The sequence below is a fragment of the Pseudomonas gingeri genome, assembly GCF_013385425.1.
GTDB classification, from domain to species: domain Bacteria; phylum Pseudomonadota; class Gammaproteobacteria; order Pseudomonadales; family Pseudomonadaceae; genus Aquipseudomonas; species Aquipseudomonas gingeri_D.
The window spans coordinates 26,547-52,972 of sequence record NZ_JACAQA010000012.1 but is presented as its reverse complement, the minus strand read 5'-3'; the positions used below and the strand labels follow the sequence as shown (position 1 = coordinate 52,972).

General features: G+C 61.3%; 21 protein-coding genes and 1 riboswitch. Of the genes, 15 read left to right on the top strand and 6 right to left on the bottom strand.

Annotated elements, in window-relative coordinates; all coding sequences use genetic code 11:
- Window positions 1–46: 46 nt before the first annotated feature.
- The 9 genes from waaF (at window position 47) to HX830_RS17170 (ending at window position 10,667) form a co-directional block, all read left to right on the top strand.
- Window positions 47–1,081: a lipopolysaccharide heptosyltransferase II gene (gene waaF, locus HX830_RS17210; RefSeq protein WP_152737714.1), complete on the top strand. Its 1,035-nt coding sequence runs from the start codon at window positions 47–49 to the stop codon at window positions 1,079–1,081.
- A complete protein-coding gene (gene waaC, locus HX830_RS17205) occupies window positions 1,082–2,140 on the top strand; it encodes a lipopolysaccharide heptosyltransferase I (protein WP_177101433.1) in 1,059 nt (352 codons plus the stop codon).
- Window positions 2,140–3,264, top strand: a complete 1,125-nt coding sequence (locus tag HX830_RS17200; protein WP_177101431.1) for a glycosyltransferase family 4 protein — start codon at window positions 2,140–2,142, stop codon at window positions 3,262–3,264. Before waaC ends, HX830_RS17200 begins: the two co-directional genes overlap by 1 nt.
- Entirely contained in the window at window positions 3,261–4,067 is an 807-nt protein-coding gene (rfaP, locus tag HX830_RS17195; protein WP_152737711.1) for a lipopolysaccharide core heptose(I) kinase RfaP, read from the top strand. Before HX830_RS17200 ends, rfaP begins: the two co-directional genes overlap by 4 nt.
- A 39-nt stretch (window positions 4,068–4,106) precedes the next feature.
- Window positions 4,107–5,549 carry a lipopolysaccharide kinase InaA family protein gene (locus HX830_RS17190; protein ID WP_177101429.1) on the top strand — a complete coding sequence of 481 codons (1,443 nt, stop codon included), beginning with the start codon at window positions 4,107–4,109 and terminating at the stop codon, window positions 5,547–5,549.
- A gap of 180 nt (window positions 5,550–5,729) precedes the next feature.
- On the top strand, window positions 5,730–7,487 hold the full coding sequence (locus HX830_RS17185; RefSeq protein ID WP_177101427.1) for a carbamoyltransferase family protein: 1,758 nt from the start codon (window positions 5,730–5,732) through the stop codon (window positions 7,485–7,487).
- Window positions 7,471–8,601, top strand: a complete 1,131-nt coding sequence (locus HX830_RS17180) for a glycosyltransferase (protein ID WP_177101425.1) — start codon at window positions 7,471–7,473, stop codon at window positions 8,599–8,601. The genes HX830_RS17185 and HX830_RS17180 overlap by 17 nt, the downstream gene beginning before the upstream one ends.
- Before the next feature lie 27 nt (window positions 8,602–8,628).
- Window positions 8,629–9,786, top strand: a complete 1,158-nt coding sequence (locus HX830_RS17175) for a glycosyltransferase (RefSeq protein WP_177101423.1) — start codon at window positions 8,629–8,631, stop codon at window positions 9,784–9,786.
- Window positions 9,783–10,667 (top strand): glycosyltransferase, encoded by an 885-nt coding sequence (locus HX830_RS17170; protein WP_177101421.1) that lies wholly within the window; start codon window positions 9,783–9,785, stop codon window positions 10,665–10,667. Before HX830_RS17175 ends, HX830_RS17170 begins: the two co-directional genes overlap by 4 nt.
- 127 nt (window positions 10,668–10,794) lie before the next feature.
- On the opposite strand, the gene HX830_RS17165 is transcribed toward HX830_RS17170, so the two are convergent.
- Window positions 10,795–11,997: an O-antigen ligase family protein gene (locus HX830_RS17165; protein ID WP_177101419.1), complete on the bottom strand. Its 1,203-nt coding sequence runs from the start codon at window positions 11,995–11,997 to the stop codon at window positions 10,795–10,797.
- Between the two features lie 158 nt (window positions 11,998–12,155).
- On the opposite strand from HX830_RS17165, the gene msbA reads away from it, so the two are divergent.
- The 3 genes from msbA (at window position 12,156) to HX830_RS17150 (ending at window position 16,740) form a co-directional block, all read left to right on the top strand.
- A complete protein-coding gene (gene msbA, locus HX830_RS17160; protein ID WP_177101417.1) occupies window positions 12,156–13,961 on the top strand; it encodes a lipid A export permease/ATP-binding protein MsbA in 1,806 nt (601 codons plus the stop codon).
- A gap of 113 nt (window positions 13,962–14,074) precedes the next feature.
- Window positions 14,075–15,496: a bifunctional D-glycero-beta-D-manno-heptose-7-phosphate kinase/D-glycero-beta-D-manno-heptose 1-phosphate adenylyltransferase HldE gene (gene hldE, locus HX830_RS17155; protein ID WP_177101415.1), complete on the top strand. Its 1,422-nt coding sequence runs from the start codon at window positions 14,075–14,077 to the stop codon at window positions 15,494–15,496.
- A gap of 296 nt (window positions 15,497–15,792) precedes the next feature.
- Window positions 15,793–16,740, top strand: a complete 948-nt coding sequence (locus HX830_RS17150; protein WP_177101413.1) for an IS110 family transposase — start codon at window positions 15,793–15,795, stop codon at window positions 16,738–16,740.
- A 54-nt stretch (window positions 16,741–16,794) separates the two neighbouring features.
- On the opposite strand, the gene HX830_RS17145 is transcribed toward HX830_RS17150, so the two are convergent.
- From HX830_RS17145 to HX830_RS17130, 4 genes are read right to left on the bottom strand one after another with little or no spacing between them, the layout of a single operon-like run.
- Window positions 16,795–17,760 carry a metal ABC transporter ATPase gene (locus HX830_RS17145; RefSeq protein WP_103498042.1) on the bottom strand — a complete coding sequence of 322 codons (966 nt, stop codon included), beginning with the start codon at window positions 17,758–17,760 and terminating at the stop codon, window positions 16,795–16,797.
- A 41-nt stretch (window positions 17,761–17,801) separates the two neighbouring features.
- On the bottom strand, window positions 17,802–18,614 hold the full coding sequence (locus HX830_RS17140) for an aldo/keto reductase (RefSeq protein ID WP_177101412.1): 813 nt from the start codon (window positions 18,612–18,614) through the stop codon (window positions 17,802–17,804).
- Entirely contained in the window at window positions 18,611–19,786 is a 1,176-nt protein-coding gene (locus HX830_RS17135) for an NAD(P)/FAD-dependent oxidoreductase (protein ID WP_177101410.1), read from the bottom strand. Before HX830_RS17135 ends, HX830_RS17140 begins: the two co-directional genes overlap by 4 nt.
- A 53-nt stretch (window positions 19,787–19,839) precedes the next feature.
- Window positions 19,840–20,172 carry a DMT family transporter gene (locus HX830_RS17130; RefSeq protein ID WP_103498045.1) on the bottom strand — a complete coding sequence of 111 codons (333 nt, stop codon included), beginning with the start codon at window positions 20,170–20,172 and terminating at the stop codon, window positions 19,840–19,842.
- Window positions 20,173–20,280: 108 nt separating this feature from the next.
- Between HX830_RS17130 and HX830_RS17125 the strand changes: the two genes are divergently transcribed.
- Window positions 20,281–21,165 carry a LysR family transcriptional regulator gene (locus HX830_RS17125; protein ID WP_177101507.1) on the top strand — a complete coding sequence of 295 codons (885 nt, stop codon included), beginning with the start codon at window positions 20,281–20,283 and terminating at the stop codon, window positions 21,163–21,165.
- Between the two features lie 23 nt (window positions 21,166–21,188).
- Window positions 21,189–22,466: a lipid IV(A) 3-deoxy-D-manno-octulosonic acid transferase gene (waaA, locus tag HX830_RS17120; RefSeq protein WP_177101394.1), complete on the top strand. Its 1,278-nt coding sequence runs from the start codon at window positions 21,189–21,191 to the stop codon at window positions 22,464–22,466.
- A 146-nt stretch (window positions 22,467–22,612) separates the two neighbouring features.
- Here the strand turns inward: waaA and HX830_RS17115 are convergent, their stop codons facing one another.
- Window positions 22,613–24,052, bottom strand: a complete 1,440-nt coding sequence (locus tag HX830_RS17115; RefSeq protein WP_103498048.1) for a TolC family outer membrane protein — start codon at window positions 24,050–24,052, stop codon at window positions 22,613–22,615.
- Window positions 24,053–24,238: 186 nt separating this feature from the next.
- A riboswitch (TPP riboswitch) is annotated at window positions 24,239–24,344 on the top strand.
- 145 nt (window positions 24,345–24,489) lie between these two features.
- Between HX830_RS17115 and thiC the strand changes: the two genes are divergently transcribed.
- Window positions 24,490–26,379 carry a phosphomethylpyrimidine synthase ThiC gene (thiC, locus tag HX830_RS17110; RefSeq protein WP_103498049.1) on the top strand — a complete coding sequence of 630 codons (1,890 nt, stop codon included), beginning with the start codon at window positions 24,490–24,492 and terminating at the stop codon, window positions 26,377–26,379.
- The last annotated feature ends 47 nt before the right edge of the window (window positions 26,380–26,426 follow it).

Genomic DNA, 26,426 nt, shown 5'->3' with positions numbered 1-26,426 from the left:
TAGAGGCGGGGAGGCATAAGCCTCCCCGCATCGTTTGTGGAAGCCTATGAATATTCTGATCGTTGGGCCCAGCTGGGTCGGTGACATGGTGATGGCTCAGACACTGTTCCAGTGCCTGAAGCAGCGTCATCCGCAGTGCGAGATCGATGTGCTGGCCCCGGAGTGGAGCCGCCCGATCCTCGAGCGCATGCCCGAGGTGCGGGCCGCCTTGAGCTTTCCGCTCGGCCACGGCGCGCTGGAGCTGGCCACGCGGCGGCGCATCGGCAAGTCCCTGGCCGGCCGGTACGACCAGGCGATCCTGTTGCCCAACTCGCTGAAGTCGGCGCTGGTGCCGTTTTTTGCCGGCGTGCCGAAGCGCACAGGCTGGCGTGGCGAGTTTCGCTATGGCCTGCTCAACGATGTCCGCAAGCTGGATAAGGAACGTTATCCGCTGATGATCGAGCGATTCATGGCCCTGGCCTATGAGCCGGGTGAAAGCCTGCCGACGCCTTATCCACGGCCGAGCTTGCAGATCGACCCGGCCAGCCGCGAGGCCGCGCTGGCCAAGTTCGAGCTGAGCCTGGATCGCCCGGTACTGGCGCTGTGCCCGGGGGCCGAGTTCGGCGAATCCAAGCGCTGGCCGTCGGAGCATTACGCGAAAGTCGCCGAGGCGCGGATTCGTGAAGGTTGGCAGGTCTGGCTGTTCGGTTCGAAGAACGATCATGGGGTCGGCGAAGACATTCGTCAGCGCCTGATTCCCGGGCTGCGCGAGGAGGCGGTCAATCTCAGTGGCGCCACATCCCTGGCCGAGGCCATCGACCTGATGTCTTGCGCCGATGCGGTGGTTTCCAACGATTCGGGGTTGATGCACGTCGCTGCAGCGTTGAACCGCCCGCTGGTGGCGATCTACGGCTCGACTTCGCCGGGTTTCACCCCGCCGTTGGCCGACCAGGTGGAAATTGTCCGCCTGGGCCTGGAGTGCAGTCCCTGCTTCGACCGGACCTGCCGCTTCGGCCATTACAACTGCCTGCGTCAGCTTGAGCCGACCCCGGTGAACGAAGCCTTGCAGCGTTTGCACGGCACTGCGGTCGAGGTCCATTAATTGCGCGTATTGCTGGTCAAGACCTCTTCCCTGGGCGATATCATTCATGCCTTGCCGGCCCTTACCGATGCCGCGCGGGCGATTCCCGGCATCCGTTTCGACTGGGTGGTCGAGGAAGGCTTCGCCGAACTACCGAGCTGGCACCCCGCGGTGGACAAGGTGATTCCGGTGGCGATCCGCCGCTGGCGCAAGAATATCTGGCAGACCCTCAAGAGTGGCGAGTGGCGGCGGTTCAAGGAGAGCCTGCGGGCCAAGCCGTACGATCTGGTGATCGATGCCCAGGGCCTGGTGAAAAGCGCGTTGCTGACCCGTTATGCCAAGGCCCCGGTGGCCGGTCCGGACAAACAGTCGGCCCGCGAACCCCTGGCCAGTCGTTTTTATTCGCGGCGCCTGGCGGTGTCGCGCAATCAGCATGCGGTTGATCGCATGCGCCAGTTGTTTGCCTTGGCGCTGGGTTATGACCTGCCCAGGGGGATGGGCGACTACGGCCTGGATGCCGACAAGCTGGTCGAGTTGCCGCGCAAGCCTTTCGTGGTGTTCCTGCACGGCACCACCTGGGACACCAAGCACTGGCCGGAAGCCTATTGGCGCGAGCTGGCCGTGCGCCTCGGTCAGTTGGGTGTACCGGTGAAACTGCCCTGGGGCAATGCCGAGGAAAAGGCCCGGGCCGAGCGGATTGCGCGCAACCTGAAGCATGTCGTGGTGCTGCCCAGGCTGAACCTGGCCGGGGTTGCGAAGGTACTGGCCGCCGCCACTGCCTGCGTGGCGGTGGATACCGGCCTCGGTCACCTGGCCGCCGCGCTGGATGTGCCGACGCTGTCGCTGTTCGGTCCGACCAGCTCGATCCTGACCGGTGCCTACGGCCGGTCGCAGATTCATCTGGCGAGCAACTTCCCCTGCGCGCCTTGTCTTCAAAAGAAATGCACCTACGTTCCGACAGCGGAGGACCAGCAGCGCTTCGATCTGAAGCGCGAGTTGCCTCTGTGCTTCACCCGTTTGAATCCCGAACGGGTGGCAAGCCGATTGAGCGCGCTGTTAATGGCTGAGGAGCGGCACTGATGCAATTGGCTTTTGTCCTGTACAAGTACTTTCCGTTTGGCGGATTGCAGCGTGACTTCATGCGCATTGCCCTGGAATGCCAGCAGCGCGGGCACCAGATCCGCGTCTACAGCCTGTTCTGGGAGGGCGATATCCCGCCCGGCTTCGAAGTGGTGATGGTGCCGGTCAAGGCGTTGTTCAATCATCGGCGTTACGCCAGGTTCAGTGCCTGGGTAAAGGCCGACCTGGCCAAGCGGCCGGTGGCACGGCTGATCGGCTTCAACAAGATGCCTGATCTGGACGTCTACTATGCCGCCGACGGTTGCTTCGAAGACAAGGCGCAGAACCAGCGTCATTCGCTCTATCGACTCTGGGGCCGCTATCAGCATTTCGCCGAGTATGAGCGGGCGGTGTTCGCCAGGGAGGCGAAGACTGAAATCCTGATGATCTCCGAAGTCCAGCAGCCGTTGTTCGTCAAACACTACGACACCCCGCCGGAGCGTTTCCACCTGCTGTCGCCGGGCATTTCCCTGGACCGTCGGGCGCCGGCGAATGCCGCCGAAATCCGCGCCGAGTTCCGCCGCGAGTTCAAGCTGGCGGACGATGAGCTGCTGCTGGTGCAGATCGGTTCCGGGTTCAAGACCAAGGGGCTCGATCGCAGCCTCAAGGCCCTGGCCGCGTTGCCGCCGGCCCTGAAAGAACGCACCCGGCTGTTTGTCATTGGCCAGGACGACCCCAAGACCTTCCAGGCGCAGAGTGCCGCGCTGGGATTGGGCGAGCGTGTGCAATTCCTCATGGGGCGCAGCGATATCCCGCGCTTCCTGTTGGGAGCCGATCTGCTGATCCATCCGGCCTACAACGAAAATACCGGTACGGTGCTGCTTGAGGCCCTGGTGGCCGGGTTGCCGGTGCTGGTGACCGCGGTCTGCGGTTATGCCCGCTACATCGCCGAGGCCGACTGCGGCCTGGTGCTGGACGAACCGTTCGAGCAGTCCCAGCTCAATCAGTCTCTGGAACGTATGTTGTCCGATCAGGCCGCGCGCCAGGCGTGGAGCCAGCATGGCCTGAGCTACGCCGAGACCGCTGACCTCTACAGCATGCCGCAGCGCGCGGCGGACGTGATCCTGGGGGAACTACCGCAATGAAGCTGATCCTGGCCGAACCGTTCAAGCGCTTGTGGGCTGGACGCGATGCGTTCGCCGAGGTCGAGCGCCTGGAGGGTGTGGTTTACCGTGAGCTGGAAGCGCGACGGACCTTGCGTACGGAAGTCGACGGCCGTGGTTATTTCGTCAAGATCCACCGTGGCATCGGCTGGCGCGAGATCTTCAAGAACCTGTTGACCGCCAAGTTGCCGGTCCTCGGCGCGGGGCAGGAGTGGCGGGCGATCCAGCGCCTGCAGGAAGTCGCGGTGCCGACCATGACCGCCGTGGCTTATGGCGAGCGTGGCAGCAATCCGGCGGACCAGCATTCGTTTATCGTCACGGAGGAACTGGCGCCGACCATCAGTCTCGAAGACTTCAGCATGGACTGGCCCAAGCAGCCGCCGGAGCCACGGCTCAAGCGCGCGCTGATCGCCGAAGTGGCGCGCATGACCGGCATGATGCATCGCGCCGGGGTCAATCATCGCGACTGCTATATCTGCCATTTCCTGCTGCATACCGACAAACCGGTGACGGCCGAGGACCTCAAGCTTTCGGTCATCGACCTGCACCGTGCCCAGACCCGCGCGGCGATCCCCGCGCGCTGGCGCAACAAGGACCTGGCGGCGCTGTATTTCTCGGTGCTGGATATCGGCCTGAGCCGGCGCGACCTGCTGCGTTTCCTGAAAGGCTATTTCCGCCAGCCGCTGCGCCAGATCCTGCGCGATGAAGCCGCGTTGCTGGCCTTGCTCGAGCGCAAGGCGGAAAAACTTTACCAGCGCAAACTGCGCTACGGCGGCGCGCTCTGATGTCGCTGCGCTTGCGTCGTTTGGCGAAGGATGGGGTTGATGCGTTTATCTGAATTGAAAGCGGCCGGACGGGCTCCGGCTTTGCCCCTGGACCTGGAGTTGGCGGATGCCGCCGGCCGTGCGCAGCTGCAGTTGCTGAGTCTGTTGCGTGTGTTGCCCGGTCAGCGTTATGTCGGCGCCGGGGTTTGGCGTGGACGTCCGGTGCTGGCCAAATTACTGGTGGGCAACAAGGCGCCACGGCACTTCCAGCGTGAATTGCAGGGTGTTCGGCTGTTGGCCGAGCAGGGCCTGACCACGCCGCTGTTGTTGGTCGACGGTTTGAAAGAGGGCGAGGGCGGTTGGTTGCTGTTCGAGTTTCTCGAAGGTGCCGAGAGCCTGGGCGAGGCCTGGAGCAAGGTTGAATCGCTGCCGTTGTTGGCCGACGAACAGCAACAGGTACTGGCCGAGGCGCTGGGCGTCATTGCGCAGATGCACGGCAAGGGCCTGTGGCAGGAAGATCTGCACCTGGACAATCTGCTGCGCCATGACGGCAAGCTGTATCTGATCGACGGTGCCGGAATACGTGCCGAACAGCCGGGCCAGCCGTTGTCACGGCAGAAGGTTCTGGAGAACCTCGGGGTGTTTTTCGCCCAGTTGCCCAAGGCGTTCGAGCCGTTTATCGAAGAGCTGCTGGTGCATTACCTGCTGAGCAATGGCGAACATGCGCTACCGCTGGAGGCGTTGCTCAAACAGGTGGACAAGGTCCGTGGCTGGCGCCTGAAGGACTTCCTCGGCAAGGTCGCCCGGGACTGTTCGCTGTTCAGTGTTCGGAGCGGGGCCTTTGGCCTGCGGGCCATTCGTCGCGAAGAAGAAGCAGCGCTGGCGCCGGTGCTGGAGCAAGCCGATGCACTGCTCGCCCAAGGGCCCTTGTACAAGAACGGCGGAACAGCCACGGTCGGGCGAGTCGATGTCGGTGGCCGCCCGTTGGTGCTCAAGCGCTACAACATCAAGGGGGTCGGTCATTGGCTCAAACGTTTCTGGCGGCCGAGCCGGGCCTGGCACTCCTGGCGCGAGGGCAATCGCCTGGCGTTCCTCGGGATCGCCACGCCCAGGCCGCTCGCGGTGCTGGAGCGGCGGTTCTTCTGGCTGCGCAGCCGCGCCTATCTGCTCACGGAACACCTTTCCGGGCCTGATGTGATCGAGCGTTTTGCGCCGTACGTGGAGTCGGGCGGAGTGCCGCCGGCCGAGCTCACGGCGCTGGAGCAACTGTTTGCCGAGTTGATCCGCGAGCGTATCAGCCACGGTGATTTCAAGGGGCATAACCTGTTCTGGCAGGATGACCGTTGGACCCTGATCGACCTGGACTCGATGCGCCAACATACCTCGGCCCATAGCTTCGCCAAGGCTTATGCCCGTGATCGGGCGCGCTTTATGCGCAACTGGCCGCCGAGCAGCACTTTGTATCAATTGATTGATCAGCGTTTGCCCCGCCTCCAGGGCTGATGCGTCTGCGGCGGGCGAAGCGGGTAGATGAAACCAGAGTGATCGTCTGCCTGCTCTCAGCTCCCGCATTGATAATCCTTGCTATAATCCCGCCCTTTAGTTGCTTGCCACTCCTTTGGCGGCACACATTTTTTCGGGCGCCTTGTCGCCTGCATATGGACTTTGAGAGGCTAGACCCCTGTGGCATTGACGATTCTCGGCCTGTCCGGCGCCCTTAGTCATGATCCCTCCGCAGCGCTGTACATCGACGGCAAGCTGATTGCAGCGGCCGAAGAAGAACGCTTCGTACGCGACAAGCATGCAAAGAACCGCATGCCCTACGAATCGGCGAAGTTCTGCCTGGAGCAGGCGGGTATCAAACCGTCCGACGTTGATGTGGTGGCGATTCCGTTCGCTCCCATCAGCCTGTTCGGCAAGGCTCGCTGGCACTACGCCAAGCGTTACTGGTACGCCCCGGATCGTGCCCTTGACGCGATCCTGATGGGCAACCGCCGCTACAAGCGCTATCGCAACAAGATCGTCTGGTGCCTGGAGCAACTGGGCTTCGATCCGAAGAAAGTCAAGATCGAGCCGGTCGAGCACCATCTGGCCCACGCCTCCAGCGCCTACCACTGTTCCGGTTTCAAAGAGAAAACCGCGATCCTCGGTATCGACGGCAAGGGCGAGTACGCCACGACCTTCTTCGGCTACGGCGAAAACGGCAAGATCCACAAGATCAAGGAGTTCTTCGATCCGGACTCCCTGGGCGGCCTGTACGGCGCGATCACCGAGTTCCTCGGCTTTGAAATGCTCGACGGCGAATTCAAGGTGATGGGCATGGCCCCTTATGGCGATGCCAGCCAGTATGATTTCTCGCGCCTGGCCTCCTTCGAAAACGGCGAGCTAGTGATCAACACCGACTACGCCAACGTCGTCGGCCTGCGTCGCTACAAGGAAAAGGGCAAGGGCTTCTACTTCTCGCCGAAACTGATCGAATGGTTGGGCCCCAAGCGCGAAGGCGATATTGCCGACGAGCCCTACATTCACTACGCGGCCAGCATGCAAGCGCTGTTCGAGAAGATCTCGCTGCAGATGATCGACTACTACCTGGGTGATGTTCTCAAGGAAACCGGCAAGCTGGCCTTCGCCGGCGGTTGCGCGCTGAACGTCAAGCTGAACCAGAAGATCATCGCCCGCGACGACGTCAAGGAGCTGTTCGTGCAACCGGCTTCTGGCGACGCCGGTACGGCGGTGGGCGCTGCGGCCTATGTGTCCCATGCCCGCGGTGTGCCGGTGGAGAAGATGGAGCACGTCTATCTCGGCCCGTCCTACAGCAACGAAGATGTGATCGCCGCCTGCGCGCGTCACGAGAACGCGCCGAAGTGGCGCAAGCTCGAGAACATGCCGGAGCAGATCGCCAAGATCATGGTCGATGGCAATCCGGTGGCCTGGTTCCAGGGCCGCATGGAGTTCGGTCCGCGGGCCCTGGGGGGGCGTTCGATCATCGGTTGCCCGAGCATCGCCGGCGTGGCGGATCGGATCAACCACCAGATCAAGTTTCGCGAGCGCTGGAGGCCTTTCTGCCCGTCGATGCTCGACACCGTGGCCCCACAGATGATCAAGATCGATCATCCGGCGCCGTTCATGACCTTCACTTTCGAAGTGGCTGAAGAGTGGAAGACCCGTGTGCCGGAAGTCGTCCATGAAGACGGTACTTCTCGGGCCCAGGTGCTCAAGCGCGAATACAACCCGCGCTACTACGACATGATGAAGGCGCTGGAGGTACTCACCGGTAATGGTGTCTCCCTGAACACCTCGCTGAACCGTCGTGGCGAACCGATGATCTGCTCGCCGACCGATGCCCTGAACATGTTCTTCGGCTCGGACCTGCAGTACTTGATCATGGAAGACATCCTGGTGATCAAGGAAGGAGCGGAGGCTTATGACTTGCTTGGTTGAGCGCCGTGTCCTGCAGTTCTGCCATAGTTATAGTAGTCCGTTTCTTGACTGTGCCCGTCAGTACGCCAGTCTGTTCAGTGGTACCGGCTACCGGGTAACCACGGTGTTCCTGACGGGGGCCGCTAACGCTGATGTCGCGGCCAGTTGTGCGTCGGATGAAGTGCTGTTCATGGAGTACAGCTCCAAGGCTGTTGGCGGTCTGAAGCTGGGAGCCATTCGTGATTTGCGCAAGATCATCGCGGCGCGGAATTTCAGCTTCTGTATAGCTCATCGCTCCAAACCCATCTTTATCAGCATCTTGGGCTCCTCGTTACCGATCATTGGTGTGCATCATGCCTTCGGTGACTACCAGCGTGGTAGTCGCCGGCTGTTCGCCAATTTGTTCCGTAAACGCCTGAGTCTGCTTGCTGTTTCCGATGCAGTGCGTGATGAGATTCGTCAGAGTTTGCCGGGTTGGCCTGAAGAGCGTATCAACACGCTCTATAACCGCGTTGATATCGATGCCCTTCAAGCCAGCCAGCTGCCATCGGCTCAGGCGCGTGACGCGCTGGGATTGTCACGCGAGGCTTGGATCGTTGGGAATGTCGGGCGACTTCATCCCGATAAGGATCAGGCTACATTGATCCGCGGATTTGCGATTGCCTTGCCGGGGCTGCCTCGGAATAGCCAATTAGCCATTCTCGGCAACGGTCGGTTGGAGCCGGAGCTCAAGGCGCTCGCACAGGAACTAGGGATTGCCGAGCAAGTTTTGTTTCTGGGAAACGTCCCTGAGGCCCGGCGCTACTTCAAGGCCTTCGATGTATTTGCGTTGAGTTCCAATTACGAGCCCTTTGGGATGGTCTTGCTCGAGGCCATGGCGGCGGGAGTGCCGCTTCTTGCTGCCGATTGTGGCGGCGCCAAGGAAGTCGTCGAGGGTGTCGGTATTTTATTTCCGTTGGCGGATGCCGAGCATCTGGCGCAGGGGCTCAAGCGCCTCGCTGCGCTCGATGATGAACAACGTCTGGCCTTTGCCGGACTCATGCTGGCGCGCTTGCGTGAGCGTTTTTCGGATCAAGCGGTGCGTGAGGCCTTCTGGCGCTTGCCGCAGGTTGCCGATCTGACTGTTGAGGCTTGATTTGACGGGCTTCCAGTGGAGAGATGTATGAGTAAGCGCTTCAAGATTCTGCAATTGCAGCCAGACTACAATGTCAAAAGAAATGATTTCTCCGATTTGGCCGAACAGATAGTCCTGGCTCTACCGAAGGACCGCTATGAGGTCACGTCGGCTTTTTTGCGCGGTCGCCCTGGGCCTGGCGAACCCGTCAGTCGCGCTGAGCATTCGGTTTACTTCGAGTTTTCCAGCAGTGCCCTCAAAGGCTTTATGCGTTTGTGCGTGATGTGGCGTTTGTATCAGTTCTGTCGTAAAGGACAGTTCGATGCGGTGGTCTGCAATCGTTTCAAGCCGGTAAACATGCTGTTGCAGCTCAATCGCTGGTTGAAAATTCCCCTGTGCATTGGCATCTCCCATGGCTTCGGTGAATATGATCGATTTTACCGGCGTCGCCAGGTCAAGGTGCTGGCTGACAAGCACTGGCGTTTTGTCGGGGTTTCACCGGCGGTGAAAGCTTATCTGTTGGGTTGCCAATCCGGCTTTACCGATAAAAACACTTATGCGATCAGTAATGCGATCGATATCGAACAGGCTGAAAGCTTGCAGCACTCGCGCGAGCGCTCGCGTGAGCTGTTGGGGCTGTCGCCTTCGGTTCGCTTGATTGGTGCGCTGGGGCGCCTGGTTCCGGTCAAAGGGCACACTTATCTGCTTCAGGCCTTTGCCGGGCTCAAGGACAAGTATCCCGACGCTCAGTTGGCAATTATCGGGGCCGGACGGGAGGAGGCTAACTTGAAGGCCGAAATTGAGCGTTTGGGATTGGAGGGGCGCGCCTATCTGCTGGGTTTTCGTGAAAACGCACTTCAGTATGTCAGGGCATTCGATATCTGGGCCATGCCTTCTCTTAGCGAAGGTATGAGCCTTGCACTGATGGAGGGTATCAGTGGGCATTTACCTGTCATTGCCTCCGATATCCCGGCGATGTCGTCTGTGGTTCAAGCGGCGGGCGGTTTGCTGGTGAAACCGGCTGATGTGCCATCCTTGACGAGTGCGTTGGACAGCTACCTTGGGCTCTCGGATGAGGCGCTACAAGCCAAGGGCGAGCAGGCCTACCGCTACTTGCACGAGCACCATGACATTGAGGTCTATCGCCAGGAGTATCTGAATCTGATTGAAACGGGTTTGGTTCAAGCGGGTAGGGCGCATCCATGAAAGACGGATTGCCATTGGTGTCGGTCGTTATCGCGTCCTATAACCACGGTCCTTACATTGAGCAGAGCATTCTCAGTGTCCTGAACCAGACTTACCCGAATATTGAATTGCTGGTGGTCGACGATGGTTCCAACGATGACAGTGTCGAGCGCATCCGGCGTCTGCAAGTCGAGCATGGCTTCGATTTTCAGGTTCAGGAGAATCAGGGGTTGCCCCGCACGCTCAATGGTGCGATTGCCCGGTCCAAGGGTAGTTTGATTGCTCCGTTCGGGTCTGACGATATTATGTTGCCCGAGCGCATAGCAATCCAGGTCGCCCATATGGACGGTAAGCCTGAGGTAGGGATCTGTGCTGGCAATATGGAACTGATCGATAGCGATGGCAATCCTTTCCCCGAGAAGCGCCCGCGCCGGGATGTGCCATTCCGGCGCTTGGATTTCGATGACATGTTTCTTGATCGCAAACCCTATCCGCCTGCGCCTACCTTGCTGATTCGACGTGAGGCCCTTGAGAAGGTAGGTGGCTTCGACCCGGCGATCCGTCTGGAGGACCTGCTGATCGAGTTGAAGATTACGCACGCTGGTTACTTTATCGATGCGCTAGGGGTGTCGATGGCCCGTTATCGTAAACACGCCAGTAACTCATCCAAGAATCATCGATTCATGATTGAGGCTATTCTCAAGACCTATGCCCTGTTCAGTGATCACTCTGCCTACGACGAAGTGCGTTACAAATTCCTGAATTCGATGTTTGTCAAAACAGCCAATCGAGATCGAGTACTGGCCCGGGAGTTGCTCAAACAATTGCCCTTCAAATATTTCGACCGCAAGACCTTGCGTGGTTTGGGGCGCTTGTTTTTCTCGCCGCGGAAGAAGGGGTGAGCGAGGTTCATCTGGTGGTCTCCGCGGTGTTGCGGCCGACAGAGTATTCTGGACGGTGACGGGACCCCATTGCTCCAGAGGGCGTTTAGGTGTCCCGTGTGCTTGTATTGGTTTGGGTTGTCGTTTATCAAAGTTGCTTTGAAGCAATCGCTTGGTTGCCGCGATTGTTTGCGATATTCAGGGCGGCGATCAGGGCCAAAGGAATCCAGAGTAGAAACCAGTGTTCACGAGGTCGGGTGAGAATGTTGCCGCCTTCGGTCAGGCCTGCACCTATGCCATAGACCAGTAAGGTCGATGCGAGGACGTACAGTGGTTGAATACGCTGTTTGTAACCACTGAGCAGGCCTCGGACCAGTATGAAGGTCCAGGGAATCAAACCGATGATGCCCGCGTAGTAGAGGACCCCAAGGGAGAAATTATGGGGCTCATAGAGCAGGTATCCTATGCCGACGTCGATGCGCAGTTCCGAATCGTATCCATGGCCGATCCACGGATGATTGGCGATCATCTCCAGGGCTGCCATCCAGATTTGAGGCCTATAGGAGCCGCCGCGCTCACCCAGCAGGTCGGGAAACACCAGCAGTATTGCCGCCGTGCCCAGCAGCATGCTGGCGATCAATGTCAGTGCGCGTCGGTTGCGGGTGATAATGGACAGCCAGCAGATGGACATTGCCAGGGCAAGTAGGGGGGTGCGTGAACCCGTCGCCAGGACTGCGCCAAGCATGATTACCATGGCCGGTACGCTGAACCAGAGGGTTGAGAGGCGCTCGGTGGTAATACACATGCACAGCCAGTAGATGCAGAAAAAACCGAACAGGTGAGAGCTTAATAGCGGGTTAGTGAAGGCACCTCCTCCGATCATGCGTTCACCGGGCACATAGTTTTTTATAAACGGCACCAGGTAGCTGATCGTAGCGATCAGGGCGACGAGCGCGGCACAAAACATCAGAGGTTTGAGCACTGCATTGCGGTGCTGCAGCAGCATGGCGCAGCCGGCGAAGAGCATGAGTGGTTGTAATGGGATTTTCATCATCCCGAAGTCTGTCCTCTCCGAAGGGCCCCACAGCAGGCTTAGGGACACCCAGATACAGAACGCGAGAAACCCGATAATAATCGGCTCACCCAGCAGTGTCTTGATTTCCCCCGGGCGCAGGCAGAGCATCAGCAGCGAGGGAACACCGAACAGCCCGAGGTAAAACGAAGTCAGCGCATTGCGGCTCTCGAGAAAGAACATCCCTGAAAGCAAGATCAGCAATCCCAGCGGCAGAATCCATTGGCAGAGGAAGTCGAAGATGCGGTTTGAGGCAGTGGTGAGGCTATTGGGTTGCATGCAGGCAAGTCATTCCACAAGAGTGATCATTCCCCATCATAAATGGGCGGCATTTCAATGTCATTGGTCGAGGCCCGGGATTGTTGGTTATGTCGTGTGCAGGTACGACCGGGAAGCTGTGCTAAAGTCAGCCTCCTTTTTCATAATCGCCGCGTGATATGACCGAATCCAGTCTCAGCGCAAGCCCCTCGAGCTTGAAAGTATACTTCCGCCTACTCGGCTACGTACGGCCTTATATCGGCCTGTTTGCCCTGAGTATCGTGGGTTTCCTGATATTCGCTTCGACCCAGCCGATGCTCGGCTATATTCTGAAATATTTCGTCGACGGCCTGTCCGATCCGCAAGCCGCGCTGTTCCCGACGGTGCCTTACCTGCGCGACTTGCGCTTGCTGCAGGCCGTGCCGTTGCTGTTGGTACTGATTGCCGCCTGGCAAGGGTTGGGGTCGTACCTGGGTAACTTTTTCCTGGCCAGGGTGACCCTGGGCCTGGTTCACGATTTGCGGGTAGAGCTGTTCAACAACCTGCTGACGTTGCCCAATCGTTATTTCGACACCCACAACTCCGGGCACCTGATTTCGCGCATTACCTTCAACGTGACCATGGTCACCGGGGCGGTGACCGACGCGATCAAGGTGGTGATCCGCGAAGGCATGACCGTGGTCTTCCTGTTCCTCTCGCTGCTGTGGATGAACTGGCGCCTGACCCTGGTGATGGTTGCCATCCTGCCGTTGATCGCGGTGATGGTCAGCACCTCCAGCAAGAAGTTCCGCAAGCAGAGCAAGAAGATCCAGGTCGCCATGGGGGATGTGACCCATGTTGCCTCGGAAACCATCCAGGGCTATCGCGTGGTCCGCAGCTTTGGCGGTGAAACCTATGAGCAGAAGCGCTTCCTCAAGGCCAGCCTGAGCAACACCGACCGGCAGTTGCGTATGACCCGCACCGGTGCGATCTATACGCCGATGTTGCAAATGGTGATCTATAGCGCCATGGCGGTGCTGTTGTTCCTGGTGCTTTACCTGCGCGGCGATGCCTCGGCCGGCGACATGATCGCCTACATCACCCTGGCCGGTTTGCTGCCCAAGCCGATTCGCCAGTTGTCCGAAGTCAGCTCCACGGTCCAGAAGGGTGTGGCCGGTGCTGAAAGTATCTTCGAACAGCTTGATGTAACCCCGGAAGTGGACACCGGTACCGTGGAGCGCGAGTCGGTCAGTGGTCATCTGGAAGTGCGCAACCTGAGCTTTACCTACCCGGGAACCGAGCGTCAGGTCCTGGATAATGTCAGCTTCAGTGTCGCGCCTGGACAGATGGTGGCCCTGGTCGGACGCTCCGGCAGCGGCAAGTCGACCCTGGCGGCTCTGATCCCGCGCTTCTATCACCATGACAGCGGGGAGATTCTTCTCGATGGCGTGGAGATCGAGGACTATCGACTGCTGAACCTGCGTCGACACATTGCCCAGGTCACCCAGCATGTCACCCTGTTCAGCGACACCGTGGCGAACAATATCGCCTACGGCGATCTGGCCGGCGCGCCCCGGGCCGATATCGAGGCCGCGGCGGCGGACGCCTATGCCAAGGACTTTGTCGAGCAACTGCCGCAGGGCTTTGACACCCTCGTGGGTGAGAACGGTGTGCTGCTTTCCGGTGGTCAGCGCCAGCGTCTGGCAATCGCCCGGGCGCTGCTCAAGAACGCCCCGCTATTGATCCTCGATGAAGCGACCTCGGCCCTCGACACCGAGTCGGAGCGGCATATCCAGGCAGCCCTGGATCATGCCATGCAAGGGCGCACCACCCTGGTGATCGCCCACCGCCTGTCGACGATCGAGAAGGCCGATCTGATCCTGGTCATGGATCAGGGCCGTATCGTCGAGCGCGGTACCCATGCCGAGCTGCTCGCCCAAAAGGGTTACTACTCCCGTCTCAATGCCATGGGCATGGACGAACCGGCGCACGTCGGGCTCGTCTGATCCGTTGACAGGGCGCGCGATGCGGATCGTTGCGCCCTGTTTTTGTCTAGGCAAGCCTTCGCCAACCCTGTGTTAATATCGCGCCCCTGTTCATTTTTTATGTGGGTTGCTCCATGAAGTTGTCCATGCCGCGATTCGATCAAGCCCCTGTCTTGGTGGTCGGCGATGTCATGCTCGACCGTTACTGGCATGGTGGTACCTCACGGATTTCTCCTGAGGCGCCGGTGCCGGTGGTCAAGGTAGAGCACATCGAGGATCGCCCCGGTGGTGCCGCCAACGTTGCCCTGAACATCGCCGCTCTGGGGGCCCCGGCGTCGCTGGTGGGTGTCACCGGTGACGACGAGGCCGCCGACAGCCTGGCCAACAGCCTCAAGGGCGCCGGGGTCCGGGCTCTGTTCCAGCGCATTGCGCACCAGCCGACCATCGTCAAGCTGCGGGTCATGAGCCGCCACCAGCAGTTGCTGCGAATCGATTTTGAAGAACCCTTCGCCACCGATGCCCTGGCCCTCGGGGCTGAAGTCGACGGCTTGCTCGAAGGTATCAAGGTGCTGGTGCTGTCCGACTATGGCAAAGGCGCCTTGAAGAATCATCAGGTCCTGATCCAGGCCGCCCGGGCGCGGGGTATTCCCGTGCTGGCCGACCCCAAGGGCAAGGACTTTTCGATCTACCGTGGCGCGAGCCTGATCACGCCGAACCTCAGCGAGTTCGAAACCATCGTCGGCGGTTGTGCCGATGAGCATGAACTGGTGGCCAAGGGTGCCCAGTTGATGCAGGACCTGGACCTCGGTGCCTTGCTGGTGACCCGTGGCGAGCATGGCATGACCCTGCTGCGCCCCGATCATCCGGCGCTGCACCTGCCGGCCCGGGCCCGTGAAGTGTTCGATGTGACCGGTGCCGGCGATACGGTGATCTCGACCCTGGCTGCGGCCATTGCCGCGGGCGAAGAACTGCCTCACGCGGTGGCCTTGGCCAACCTCGCCGCCGGCATCGTGGTCGGCAAGCTGGGTACAGCGGCCATCAGTGCACCTGAGCTGCGCCGGGCGATCCAGCGCGAGGAAGGTTCCGAGCGCGGTGTGCTGGGCCTGGAGCAATTGCTGCTGGCGGTCGACGATGCGCGGGCGCACAACGAGACGATCGTGTTCACCAACGGCTGCTTCGATATCCTCCATGCCGGTCACGTGACCTACCTGGAGCAGGCGCGGGCCCAGGGCAATCGCCTGATCGTCGCGGTCAATGACGATGCCTCGGTAAGCCGCCTCAAGGGCCCTGGCCGTCCGATCAACAGCGTTGATCGGCGCATGGCCGTGCTGGCCGGCCTGGGTGCCGTGGACTGGGTTATCAGTTTCCCCGAGGGCACCCCGGAGAACCTGCTGGCCCAGGTCAAGCCGGATGTGCTGGTCAAGGGTGGCGACTACGGGATCGACCAGGTGGTCGGTGCTTCCATCGTGACGGCCTATGGCGGTACGGTGAAAGTGCTTGGGCTGGTGGAAAACAGCTCGACCACGGCGATTGTCGAGAAGATCCGCAGCAACTGACTAAGCGCCGGGCCCATGTGTGGAGCCGGCTTGCCGGCGATGAGGTCCTTGACCTTGTGGTGACTATACGGTCGCCATCGCCGGCAAGCCGGCTTGTATGGTAGGACTTGAAGGGAGGAGGAGGGACAAAGCCGGATTCTGACTGTTCGCGCAGTACAGACCGTGGGAGATTTCACCCCTCCTCCTTTCACCCAAGCGCCGATAAAGAATGCTTCAGGCTAGACCGACGATAGGAACAAGCCTGCGCCTCTGGGTGACCCCTTCAAGTACCCAAACCTTATCCCGGAGGATGCTTAATGGCAATGCTGGTTCCCGTCTCAAAACCGATAGTGGGCGTAGATGTCGCCAAGAATGAGCTGGTGATCTACCAGGCTGAACGCGATCTGCTGGAGACCATTGCCAACACCAAGGCGGCCATCAAGAAGTGGCTAAAGGCGTTGCCTGGAACTGTCACCATCGCCATTGAAGCCACGAACATCTATCACGTGCTTTTTGCCGATTTGGCCTATGAAGCCGGGTGTGACATTTACATGATCGGTGGCTATGAACTGAGCCACTATCGAAAAGGCGTGAATGTACGCGCCAAGACCGATGCCCTCGATGCCCGCCTATTAGCTCGGTACCTGAAAAATGAGGCCGAGGAGTTACATCCATGGACGCCGCCGTCCCCTCTTTATCGCCAGTTGTTGAGCCTGTTCCGTCGGCGTGCTGCATTGGTCCAGGCCCGTACCAGCCTGGTTCAAAGCTGGGCCAATGAGCCGCTTCTGAAAACCTCATTCGCCGCTCAGGTCCGCTCGATGCAAAGACTCGAAGCGCTCGTCGAAAAAATGATCAAGGACCTGCTGGAAAAAGCTGGCTTGATGGGTCAACTGAAACGCTGCATGAAGGTTGAAGGTATTGGTTTTTTAACGGCTGCCCGGTTGCTGGCTACTTTTCAGCGTGGTGAGTTCAGGGGATGCGATGCATTTATCGCCTTTCTTGGGATGGACCTGAGGGTGTCCAAATCGGGGCAAAAGGACGGACGTCGCAGCCTGACCAAACGAGGTGACTCAGAGGCTCGTCGACTGCTGCATAACGCCGCCATGTCTGCCAGCCGTACAGCGACCTGGAAACCGCTCTACGAAGAGCTAAGGGCCCGTGGCTTCAGCACGACTCAGGCGTTGGTCATCCTTGCCCGTAAATTGGCGCGGGTGGTGTTCGCCCTGTTAAAAAACCAGAGCGAGTACCAATCTAAAGTTGCTTAAGGGCTTCCCCGCAACCATAGAATCTCCCACAGGGATGGCGTACATTCCTCCCTGTCAGCGCCCGGTTTTCACCGGCACGATCTTGCGCAAGATCTGCCGGGCCTTGCCGGTCAGGCGCCTGATCTTCGAGTCCTTTTCAGGCTCCGCCATCCCCTGCTGCCGGACCCAGTCCTTCCAGCGAATCCGCTCCTCGCGCACCACCCAGCCTTCCTGTCGGGCAAAGCTTTCCGCCAGGTACAGGCCACGGGTACTGGCCGGGTGCAATTGATCCTTTTTCAGGGTGTACAGCTCGGCACACGGCCGTCCGTCCTTGAGTGGCATCAGGTACAGATCGGGACGACTGCGGTCCAGGCGCGCCACCAACTGATCGTTCTCCAATCGTTCGTCGACATGGAACAGGCTCAGGGATTTGGCGTCGCGGGGGACCTCGAGCCGCAGGTCATAGATCAACTGCAGTGAAGCGGTGGGCAGGTGCACGTAGGTCTGCGGTCGTTCCATCAACTGCAGCGCGCCGCAGCGTACCGGCCTTGCCGCGCCGGACAAGGGCGTCAGGCGAAAGGGCAGGGCTTCGCGATAATGCAGCGCCGCGGAGTAGGGCGCCGGCAGCCAGGTGTCGTTGAAGCGCCCGGTCAGCCAGCCTTCCGGGGTTTCCAGCAGGCACTCTTCGGCGATTTCGGCAATCGCGGTGAGCAGCGGAATGGCCAGTTCATGGGCCGGCACATAACCTGAAATCAGCTTGAGCACCACGTCGCCGCGATCCTGGCGGCGCTGGCGGACCAACACCCAGTAGTCGCGGTTGTGCCAGTGCAGGGTCAGTCGCACCGAGACGCCGAGGTTGGCCAGTTCCAGGGTGAAACGCTCGGGGTCGTCCACCGCGACCGGTTTGCGTTTGTGCAGGGTTTGCGCAAAGTTCAACGGCATCCCGACGCTCTGGTAGCTCAAGCCTTCGGGGGTCGCCTCGACGAGTAATGGCAGGGTCTTGAAGTCGCTGGGGTTCTTGCGTATCAGCGTCCGCGGCATCTCGGCTCCTTCTTGCGTCGGGGTCGGCCGCCTGGGCGGCATCAGTTTTGGCGAATGACCCGGGCCACCGTCGCCACATTATGGGCAAGGTGCAGCGGGTTGATGGTACCGACAATAGCACTGGCAACGCCGGGCTGTGCAAATAGCAGTTCGAAGCTGGCCCGCACCGGGTCGATACCGGGGTCCAGGCAGATGTGGCCGCTGGCCAGGGCCTTTTTCACCAGGATCGCCTTGCCATGGTCAGCAGCATAGTCAATGACCGGCTTCTCGCCCTGTTCGTTCAGATTGTAGGTGATCATCGCGCAATCACCTTGTTCCAGAGCCTTCAGGCCGCCTTCGACGGTTTTGCCGGAAAAACCGAAAGCACGGATCTTGCCTTCGCCCTTCAAGGCCGCGAGGGTCTGGTAGACCTCGCTGTGTTCGAGGATCGCCAGGTCGTTGCCGTCGGAGTGCACCAGCACCAGGTCGATAAAGTCGGTTTCCAGGCGTTGCAGGCTGCGCTCCACGGAGAATCGGGTATGGACGGCACTGAAGTCATGGCTCGACTGGCCGGCTTCGAACTCTTCGCCGACCTTGCTGACGATCACCCACTCCTGGCGCTGTCCGCGCAGCAGAGGGCCCAGGCGTTCTTCGCTGCGACCGTAGGCCGGCGCGGTGTCGATCAGGTTGATGCCCAGATCGCGGGTCAGATGCAGCAGTTGGCGGGCTTGCTGGTCGTCGGGAATCTGGAAACCGTTGGGGTATTTGACTCCCTGGTCGCGGCCGAGCTTGACGGTGCCCAGGCCCAGGGGGGACACCTGCAGGCCGGTACTACCGAGGGCTCGATGCAGGTCGTGCAGGGTCGGCAGGCTCATGGCAGCAGTTGCTCCCAAGGGGTTTGCGCCATCGTCGGCTTCGGCAGGTCGGGCAAGGTGGCTGCCGGGCCCGGACGGATACCGTCGCGTTCCAGGCTCTTGAGCACTCGGTCGGCGAAGTCCGGCGCCAGGGCCAGCTTGGTCGGCCAGCCCACCAGCAGGCGATCCTGTTCGGCGAGGAAGGCGTTGTCCGGACGGGTCAGGCCCGATTGCAGCGGTTCGGCGCGCTCGACCCGCAAGGTGGCCCATTGCGCCTGGCTCAGGTCGACCCAGGGCAGCAGGTTGCCGAGTTCCTTCTGGGCGCTGGCGATCTGCGCGGCGGGCTCGCGGGCGACGCCTTCGGCCTCGGCGATATCGCCGCCGAGGTACCAGACCCACTGGCCATCGGCCGCCGGATGGGTGGTCACGGTAATCCGTGGCTTGGGTCCGCCGCCCAGACAATGGGCGTACAACGGCTTCAGGCTTGGGCCTTTGACCAGCACCATGTGCAAGGGGCGTGTCTGCATGGCCGGCTGGCTCAGGCCGAGGGCCTTGAGCAGCGCGGCGTTGCCCGCCCCGGCGCTGAGCACAATGCGTTGGGCATGGATATCGCGGCCATCGACCCGCAGGCCCACCAGTTGCTCGTTGTCCAGCAGGGGTTCGATATCGTGGCCGGCCAGCAGGCCGTCACCGGCCAGTTCGGCCAGGCGGGTGATCAGGCTCGGCACATCGATCACCAGTTCGGCCAGGCGATAGACCTTGCCCTTGAAGCGCGGGTTTTGCAGGGCGGGCGGCAGTTGTTCGCCCTTGACCTGGTCGACCCGACCGCGCACGGCCTTGCTGGCGAAGAAGCTGGTGAGATTGCCGGCCAGGGTGCCGGGAGACCACAGATAGTGGGCTTCGGAGAGCAGGCGCACGCCCGACAGGTCGAGCTCGCCGTTGCCGGCCAGGGCCTCGCGCCAGCGCCGCGGCATGTCGGCGATGGCTTCCGAGGCGCCGCTCAGGGCACCGTGCAGGGCGTATTTGGCACCGCCGTGGATGATGCCCTGGGATTTGAGGCTCTGTCCGCCGCCGAGGCTGGCGCGTTCCACCAGTACCGTCGAAAACCCCTGGCGGCGCAGGCGCGCGTTGAGCCAGAGACCGGCAACGCCGGCGCCGACAATCAGGACATCGGTGGAGAGAGCGGATGGCATGCGGCGACCTCGGTGTTCAAGACAAGGCTCGCAGTATACAGGTGGCGAGCGGGCTAGTGCCCGGCGGTCTTCGAGAACAGCTGGATCACCACCACACCGAGGACGATCAGGCCCATGCCGAGCATCGCCGGGATATCCAGCTTCTGCCCGTAGAGAAACAGCGCCGCGACGCTGACCATGACAATGCCCATCCCGGCCCAGACCGCGTAGGCCACGCCCACCGGCACCGTGCGCACCACCAGGGTCAGCATCCAGAAGGCGATGGCGTAACCGACGATGATCAGCAACAAGGGGATCGGCGTGCTCAGGCCCTTGACCGCTTTCATGGAGACGGTGGCGATGACTTCGGCGCAGATGGCGATGGCCAGGTAGTAGTAAGCGTGCATGGGACAATCTCTCGTATTTGGGCCTGCTGATAAGGTTGGCATTCTAGAGACTCACCAGATGGGGTAAAGTCATTACCTATCTGAAAAAAAGATGGGTTGCCCATGAGTATTCAGTGGAACCTGGAGCAGATGCGCCTGTTCGTCGGCGTTGCCGAGCAGCGTTCGTTTTCCGCCGTGGCCCGCCAGCAACACAAGGCGCAGTCGGCGGTCAGCAATGCGATCGCCCTGTTGGAGACCGATCTGGGGGTGACGCTGTTCGAGCGTAGCAGCGGCCGCCAGCCGAAGTTGACCGAGGCCGGGGCCGCGTTGCTGGAGGAGGCGCGGGAAGTGCTACGCCAGTGCGATCGTCTCAATGGTAGGGCGCTGGCCTTGATGCGTGGCGAGGAAGCCTGTTTGCGCCTGGCCCAGGACGAGGCCATGCCCTATCAGCCGGTGCTCGACAGTCTGGAAGCGCTGTCGGAGCATTACCCCAGCGTCGAGGTGCAACTGGCCAGCGGTGCCCAGGGTGATGTCGCGCGCAAACTGGTGGAGCGACGGGCGGACCTGGGCCTGCTGTTCCACCACGACCAGATGCCGCAAACCCTGGAGCGACGGGCGTTGGGCAGTGTCGAAATGGTCACGGTGTGCGCGGTCAATCACCCTTTGGCGGCTTCGCTGCGGGTCAACCGCCAGCAACTGGCCCGGCATCGGCAATTGCTCATTTCCCCGCAACAGAGCGGTTACCCCGGCGACGAACAGCTCAGTCCGCAGGTCTGGCGGGCGGACTCCTTCTACGTGATGGCTGAGCTGTTGATGCGCGGCCTGGGCTGGGCCTGGCTGCCACGGCACGTGGTGCAATACCCGGCGTACCAGAACCAGATGGTCGAGCTGAGCAGCGAATGGACGCCGCCGGCGCTGGTGGTTGAACTGGTCTGGCGCCGCGATGAGCCCCTGGGACCGGCGGCGCGCTGGCTGGCTGAACGCTTTGCCGAGCACTTGCAGGCGATCGGCTGAAAAAGTCGATAAACTCCGTCGCCATGAATAGAACTCTCTACAGCTTTTTGTTTCACCTGGGGCTGCCGCTGGTGGCGTTGCGTCTATGGCTGCGGGCGCGCAGGGCGCCGGCTTATGCCCGGCGGGTCGGCGAGCGCTTTGCCCGTGGCCTGCCGACATTGCGCCCGGACGGGATCTGGGTGCACGCCGTGTCGGTTGGCGAGAGTATTGCCGCCGCGCCGATGATTCGCGCCTTGCTGGCGAAGTATCCGCAGCTGCCGATCACGGTCACCTGCATGACGCCCACCGGTTCCGAGCGGATCAAGGCGCTGTTCGCCGACGAGCCGCGCATTCAGCATTGCTACCTGCCTTACGACTTGCCGTGGGCGGCGGCGCGTTTTCTCGAGGCGGCGCGGCCAAAGCTGGCGGTGATCATGGAGACCGAGCTGTGGCCCAACCATATCCATCAGTGCGCCAGGCGCGGGATTCCGGTGGCGCTGGCCAATGCGCGACTGTCGGCGCGTTCGGCCAAGGGTTATGGGCGATTCGCCCGCCTGACCCGGCCGATGCTGGAGGAAATGAGCCTGATCGCGGTGCAGACCGAAGCCGAAGCCGAGCGTTTCCGGCAACTGGGCGCCCGGCCTGAATGCGTCGAGGTGACCGGCTCGATCAAGTTCGATTTGAGCATCGACCCGCAACTGCTGGTGCGCGCCGCTGAACTGCGTGGGCAATGGCAGGCACAGGAACGGCCGGTGTGGATCGCCGCGAGCACCCATGAAGGTGAGGACGCGGTGGTGCTGGCGGCCCATCGGCAATTGTTGGGCAACTATCCGAACGCCTTGCTGATCCTGGTGCCGCGTCACCCGGAGCGCTTCGACAGCGTGTTCGCCTTGTGCCAGGAGCAGGGTTTTTCGACGGTACGGCGTTCCAGCGGCGAGCCTGTCAGTGCGCAAACCTCGGTGTTGCTCGGTGACACCATGGGCGAGCTGCTGTTTCTCTACGCCTTGGCTGACAGCGCGTTCGTCGGCGGCAGCCTGGTGCCCAACGGCGGGCATAACCTGCTGGAGCCGGCGGCGCTGTGCAAGCCGGTGTTGAGCGGGCCGCACCTGTTCAACTTCCTCGAGATCGCTGCGTTGATGCGTGAAGCGGGGGCGTTGCAGGAAGTGGAGGATGCCGAAGGCCTGGCGGTGGCGGTGCAGCGCCTGTTCGAGTTGCCGCGTGATGCGCAGAAGATGGGTGAGGCGGGGCTGAAGGTGATGCGGGCCAACCAGGGCGCGTTGCAGCGTTTGCTGGATGGGTTGGGGCGTTTGTTGTCGCGCTAGAACCTCAATCAAGGATGAACACGATTTTGTGGCCGCAATACGTCCTGTAGGAGCAGGGCTTGCCCGCGAAGAGGGCCTCACTGGCGCCAAAAGCTTCGCGGGCAAGCCCTGCTCCTACAGGTTTCGTGGTGTTCTCAAGGTCCCGATCAATACTTTGGATTGCCCTTGAGATTGGCCGCGGCTGCCTTCGCCAGATCCGGTGGCAGGAAGTCCTTGTCCGGGTTGTAGTCGGCCTTCAGGTAGCGCTGCAGGTCGCTCAGGTCGCCCGGGTTCAAGGTGCCCGCCGCCTGCTTCAGGCGCAGGTTGTCGAGAATGTAGTCATAGCGGGTGTTGTTGTAGTCGCGCACCGAGGTGTACAGCTGACGCTGGGCATCCAGCACATCGACGATATTGCGCGTCCCCACCTGATAACCGATTTCGGTCGCTTCCAGCGCACTCTGGTTGGAGATGATCGACTGCTTGCGCGCCTGCACCTGTTCCACATCGGTGTTCACCGCACGATGCAGGTTGCGGGTGTTTTCCACCACCTGGCGACGCAGGGCTTCACGCTGCTGCTCGGTCTGGCTCAGGCGCGAAGTGGATTCACGCACTTGCGAGCTGGTCAGGCCGCCACTGTAGAGCGGCACACTCAATTGCAGGCCGATCGTGGTCTGCTTCACTGGGCCGGCATAACTCTGACCCAACGCATTGGGGTTGCCCAGGCCGAAACCGTCGTTGTCGCCGGCCTCGTACTTGGCCACCGCGTCAAGGGTCGGGGCATGGCCGGCCTTGCGCTGCTTGAGGGTTTCCTCGGCGGCGCTGACGGCGTAGTTGCTCGCCAACAGGTTGAGGTTCTGCCGGGCCGCGGTGTCGACCCAGGCCTTGGCGTCATTCGGGGTCGGCGCCAGCACCGGCAAGGTGTGGACGATGCCCTGGATCGAGTTGTACTGACGGTTGGTCAGGGTGATCAGGGCTTCGAAGGCATCCTCCACCGAGCGCTGGGCAGCGATCCGGTTGGCCCGCGAGGTGTCGTAGCTGGCCTGGGATTGCAGCACGTCGGTCTTGTCCGACAGGCCGACGTCGAAGCGCTCGTTGGACTGGTCGAGCTGGCGCTTGAACGCCGCTTCCTCGGCTTTGGTCGAGGCCAGGGTGTCCTGGGCGCGCAGTACCGCGAAATAGCTTTCGGCGCTTTGCAGGATCAGGTTCTGCTCGGTCGCCGAGAGTTGCAGGGCGGCCTGTTCGTTGACGTCCTTGGCGGCCTGGTACTGGAACCAGCGGTCGGCCCGGAACAGCGGCTGGGACAGGGTCGCCTGGTAGGTCGTGGCGCTGCGGTTGAGGTTCATCGACGGCTGGTCGATGGAGGTCTGGACATTGTTCGTACTGGCGCCGGCCGACAGGTTCGGCAGCAGGCCGGCCCGGGCCTGGGGCACGACTTCCTTTTGCGCGTCATAGTTGGCGCGGGCGGCGGCCAGGTCGGCGTTGTTGCCCACGGCTTCCTGGTACACGCTGACCAGATCGGTCTTGGCCGTCAGGGGCGTTTCAGCTGCCCAGACCAGTCCGTTGGTCGCACAAGACACGGCCAGGGCCAGTGAAAGTTTGCGCAGCATGAGGCAGTTCCTAGAGTAAATATTACGGTGGTAATGCGATGGCCGAGGCTACTGCCCGGCCTGTCCAGCGTCAAGAAGTAGCGAGTGTAGTGCCGGGGCGGGTCGGCAACAATCCTGTATATCTGCCATTTATCCAGACGAATAAGGGGGCGATGGCATTATGTCGCAGTCTTCTCTACACTCGGCTTGTTCTTGTCGGGGTGCCTTGCTATGAGGCTGAGATCGGATAATTCCGGATCCCGTTGAACCTGATCAGGTTAGCGCCTGCGTAGGGAACAAGATTTCTCGTCCCCCGGCGAGTCCTCTTGTGCTCCGTCCGGGATGTTGTTCGACAATCGAACAGCCTTCACGAGCACCGAGCACAGCACCAGCCCTGGTGCGTCCGTGCCTTCAGGTTCGTCCCGACAATCCCCCTGGATACCGTCTGGAGAGCCGTGATGAGTACAAAATTGAAAGATGCCGCCAACCTCAGCGATTCAGCCAAGGTCGATGAGCAATCGGTACAGCCTTTTACCCGTTCGCAGAAAATCTACGTGCAGGGCTCGCGCCCGGATATCCGTGTGCCGATGCGCGAAATCAGCCTGGATATCACGCCGACCGACTTCGGCGGCGAGGTCAACGCCCCGGTGCTGGTCTACGACACCTCCGGTCCCTACACCGATCCGAACGTGATCATCGACGTGCGCAAGGGCCTGGGCGATGTGCGCTCGGCCTGGATCGACAGCCGTGGCGACACCGAACGCCTGACCGGGCTGAGTTCGAACTTCGGTCAGCAGCGCCTCGCTGACCCGGAGCTGACCAAGCTGCGTTTCGCCCATGTGCACAACCCGCGTCGGGCCAAGGCCGGCGCCAACGTCAGCCAGATGCACTACGCGCGCCAGGGCATCATCACCGCCGAGATGGAATACGTCGCCATCCGCGAGAATCTCAAGCTGGAGGAGGCTCGCGCCGCCGGCCTGCTCAAGCAACAGCATCCTGGCCACAGTTTCGGTGCGAGCATCCCGAAACAGATCACCGCCGAATTCGTCCGCGAGGAAATCGCCCGCGGTCGCGCGATCATCCCGGCCAACATCAACCACGTGGAGTTGGAGCCGATGATCATCGGCCGCAACTTCCTGGTGAAGATCAACGGCAATATCGGCAACAGCGCCCTGGGTTCTTCCATCGAGGAAGAAGTGGCCAAGCTGACCTGGGGCATCCGCTGGGGCTCGGACACGGTCATGGACCTGTCCACCGGCAAGCACATCCATGAAACCCGCGAGTGGATCATCCGCAACTCGCCGGTGCCGATCGGTACCGTGCCGATCTACCAGGCCCTGGAGAAGGTCAATGGCGTGGCCGAGGACCTGACCTGGGAGCTGTTCCGCGACACCCTGATCGAACAGGCCGAGCAGGGCGTCGACTACTTCACCATCCACGCCGGCGTACTGCTGCGCTACGTGCCGATGACCGCCAAGCGCGTCACCGGGATCGTTTCCCGTGGCGGTTCGATCATGGCCAAGTGGTGCCTGGCGCATCATAAAGAGAACTTCCTCTACACCCATTTCGACGAAATCTGCGAAATCATGAAGGCCTACGACGTCAGCTTCTCGCTGGGCGACGGCCTGCGTCCGGGTTCGATTGCCGACGCCAACGACGAAGCGCAGTTCGGCGAGCTGGAGACCTTGGGCGAGTTGACCAAGATCGCCTGGAAGCACGACGTGCAGTGCATGATCGAAGGCCCGGGGCATGTGCCGATGCAGTTGATCAAGGAGAACATGGACAAGCAGCTGGAGTGCTGCGACGAGGCGCCGTTCTACACCCTTGGCCCGCTGACCACTGACATTGCGCCGGGCTACGACCACATCACCTCCGGTATCGGTGCGGCGATGATCGGCTGGTTCGGTTGCGCCATGCTCTGCTACGTCACGCCCAAGGAGCACCTGGGCCTGCCGAACAAGGATGACGTGAAGACCGGGATCATCACCTACAAGATCGCCGCCCATGCCGCCGACCTTGCCAAGGGTCACCCGGGCGCGCAGATCCGCGACAACGCCTTGAGCAAGGCGCGCTTCGAGTTCCGTTGGGAAGACCAGTTCAACCTGGGCCTGGACCCGGATACCGCACGGGCCTACCACGACGAGACCCTGCCGAAGGATTCGGCCAAGGTCGCGCATTTCTGCTCGATGTGCGGGCCGAAGTTCTGCTCGATGAAGATTACCCAGGAAGTCCGTGAATACGCGGCCAACCAGCGGATCGAAGCGGTTGATGTGGAGGCGGCGCAGGGCATGGCGGAGCAGGCGGAGCGCTTCAAGCGCGAAGGTAGCCAGTTGTACCAGAAGGTCTGATGCGGTCTGAGGTAACCGGGCGCTTGTAAGGGCCTCTTCGCGGGCAA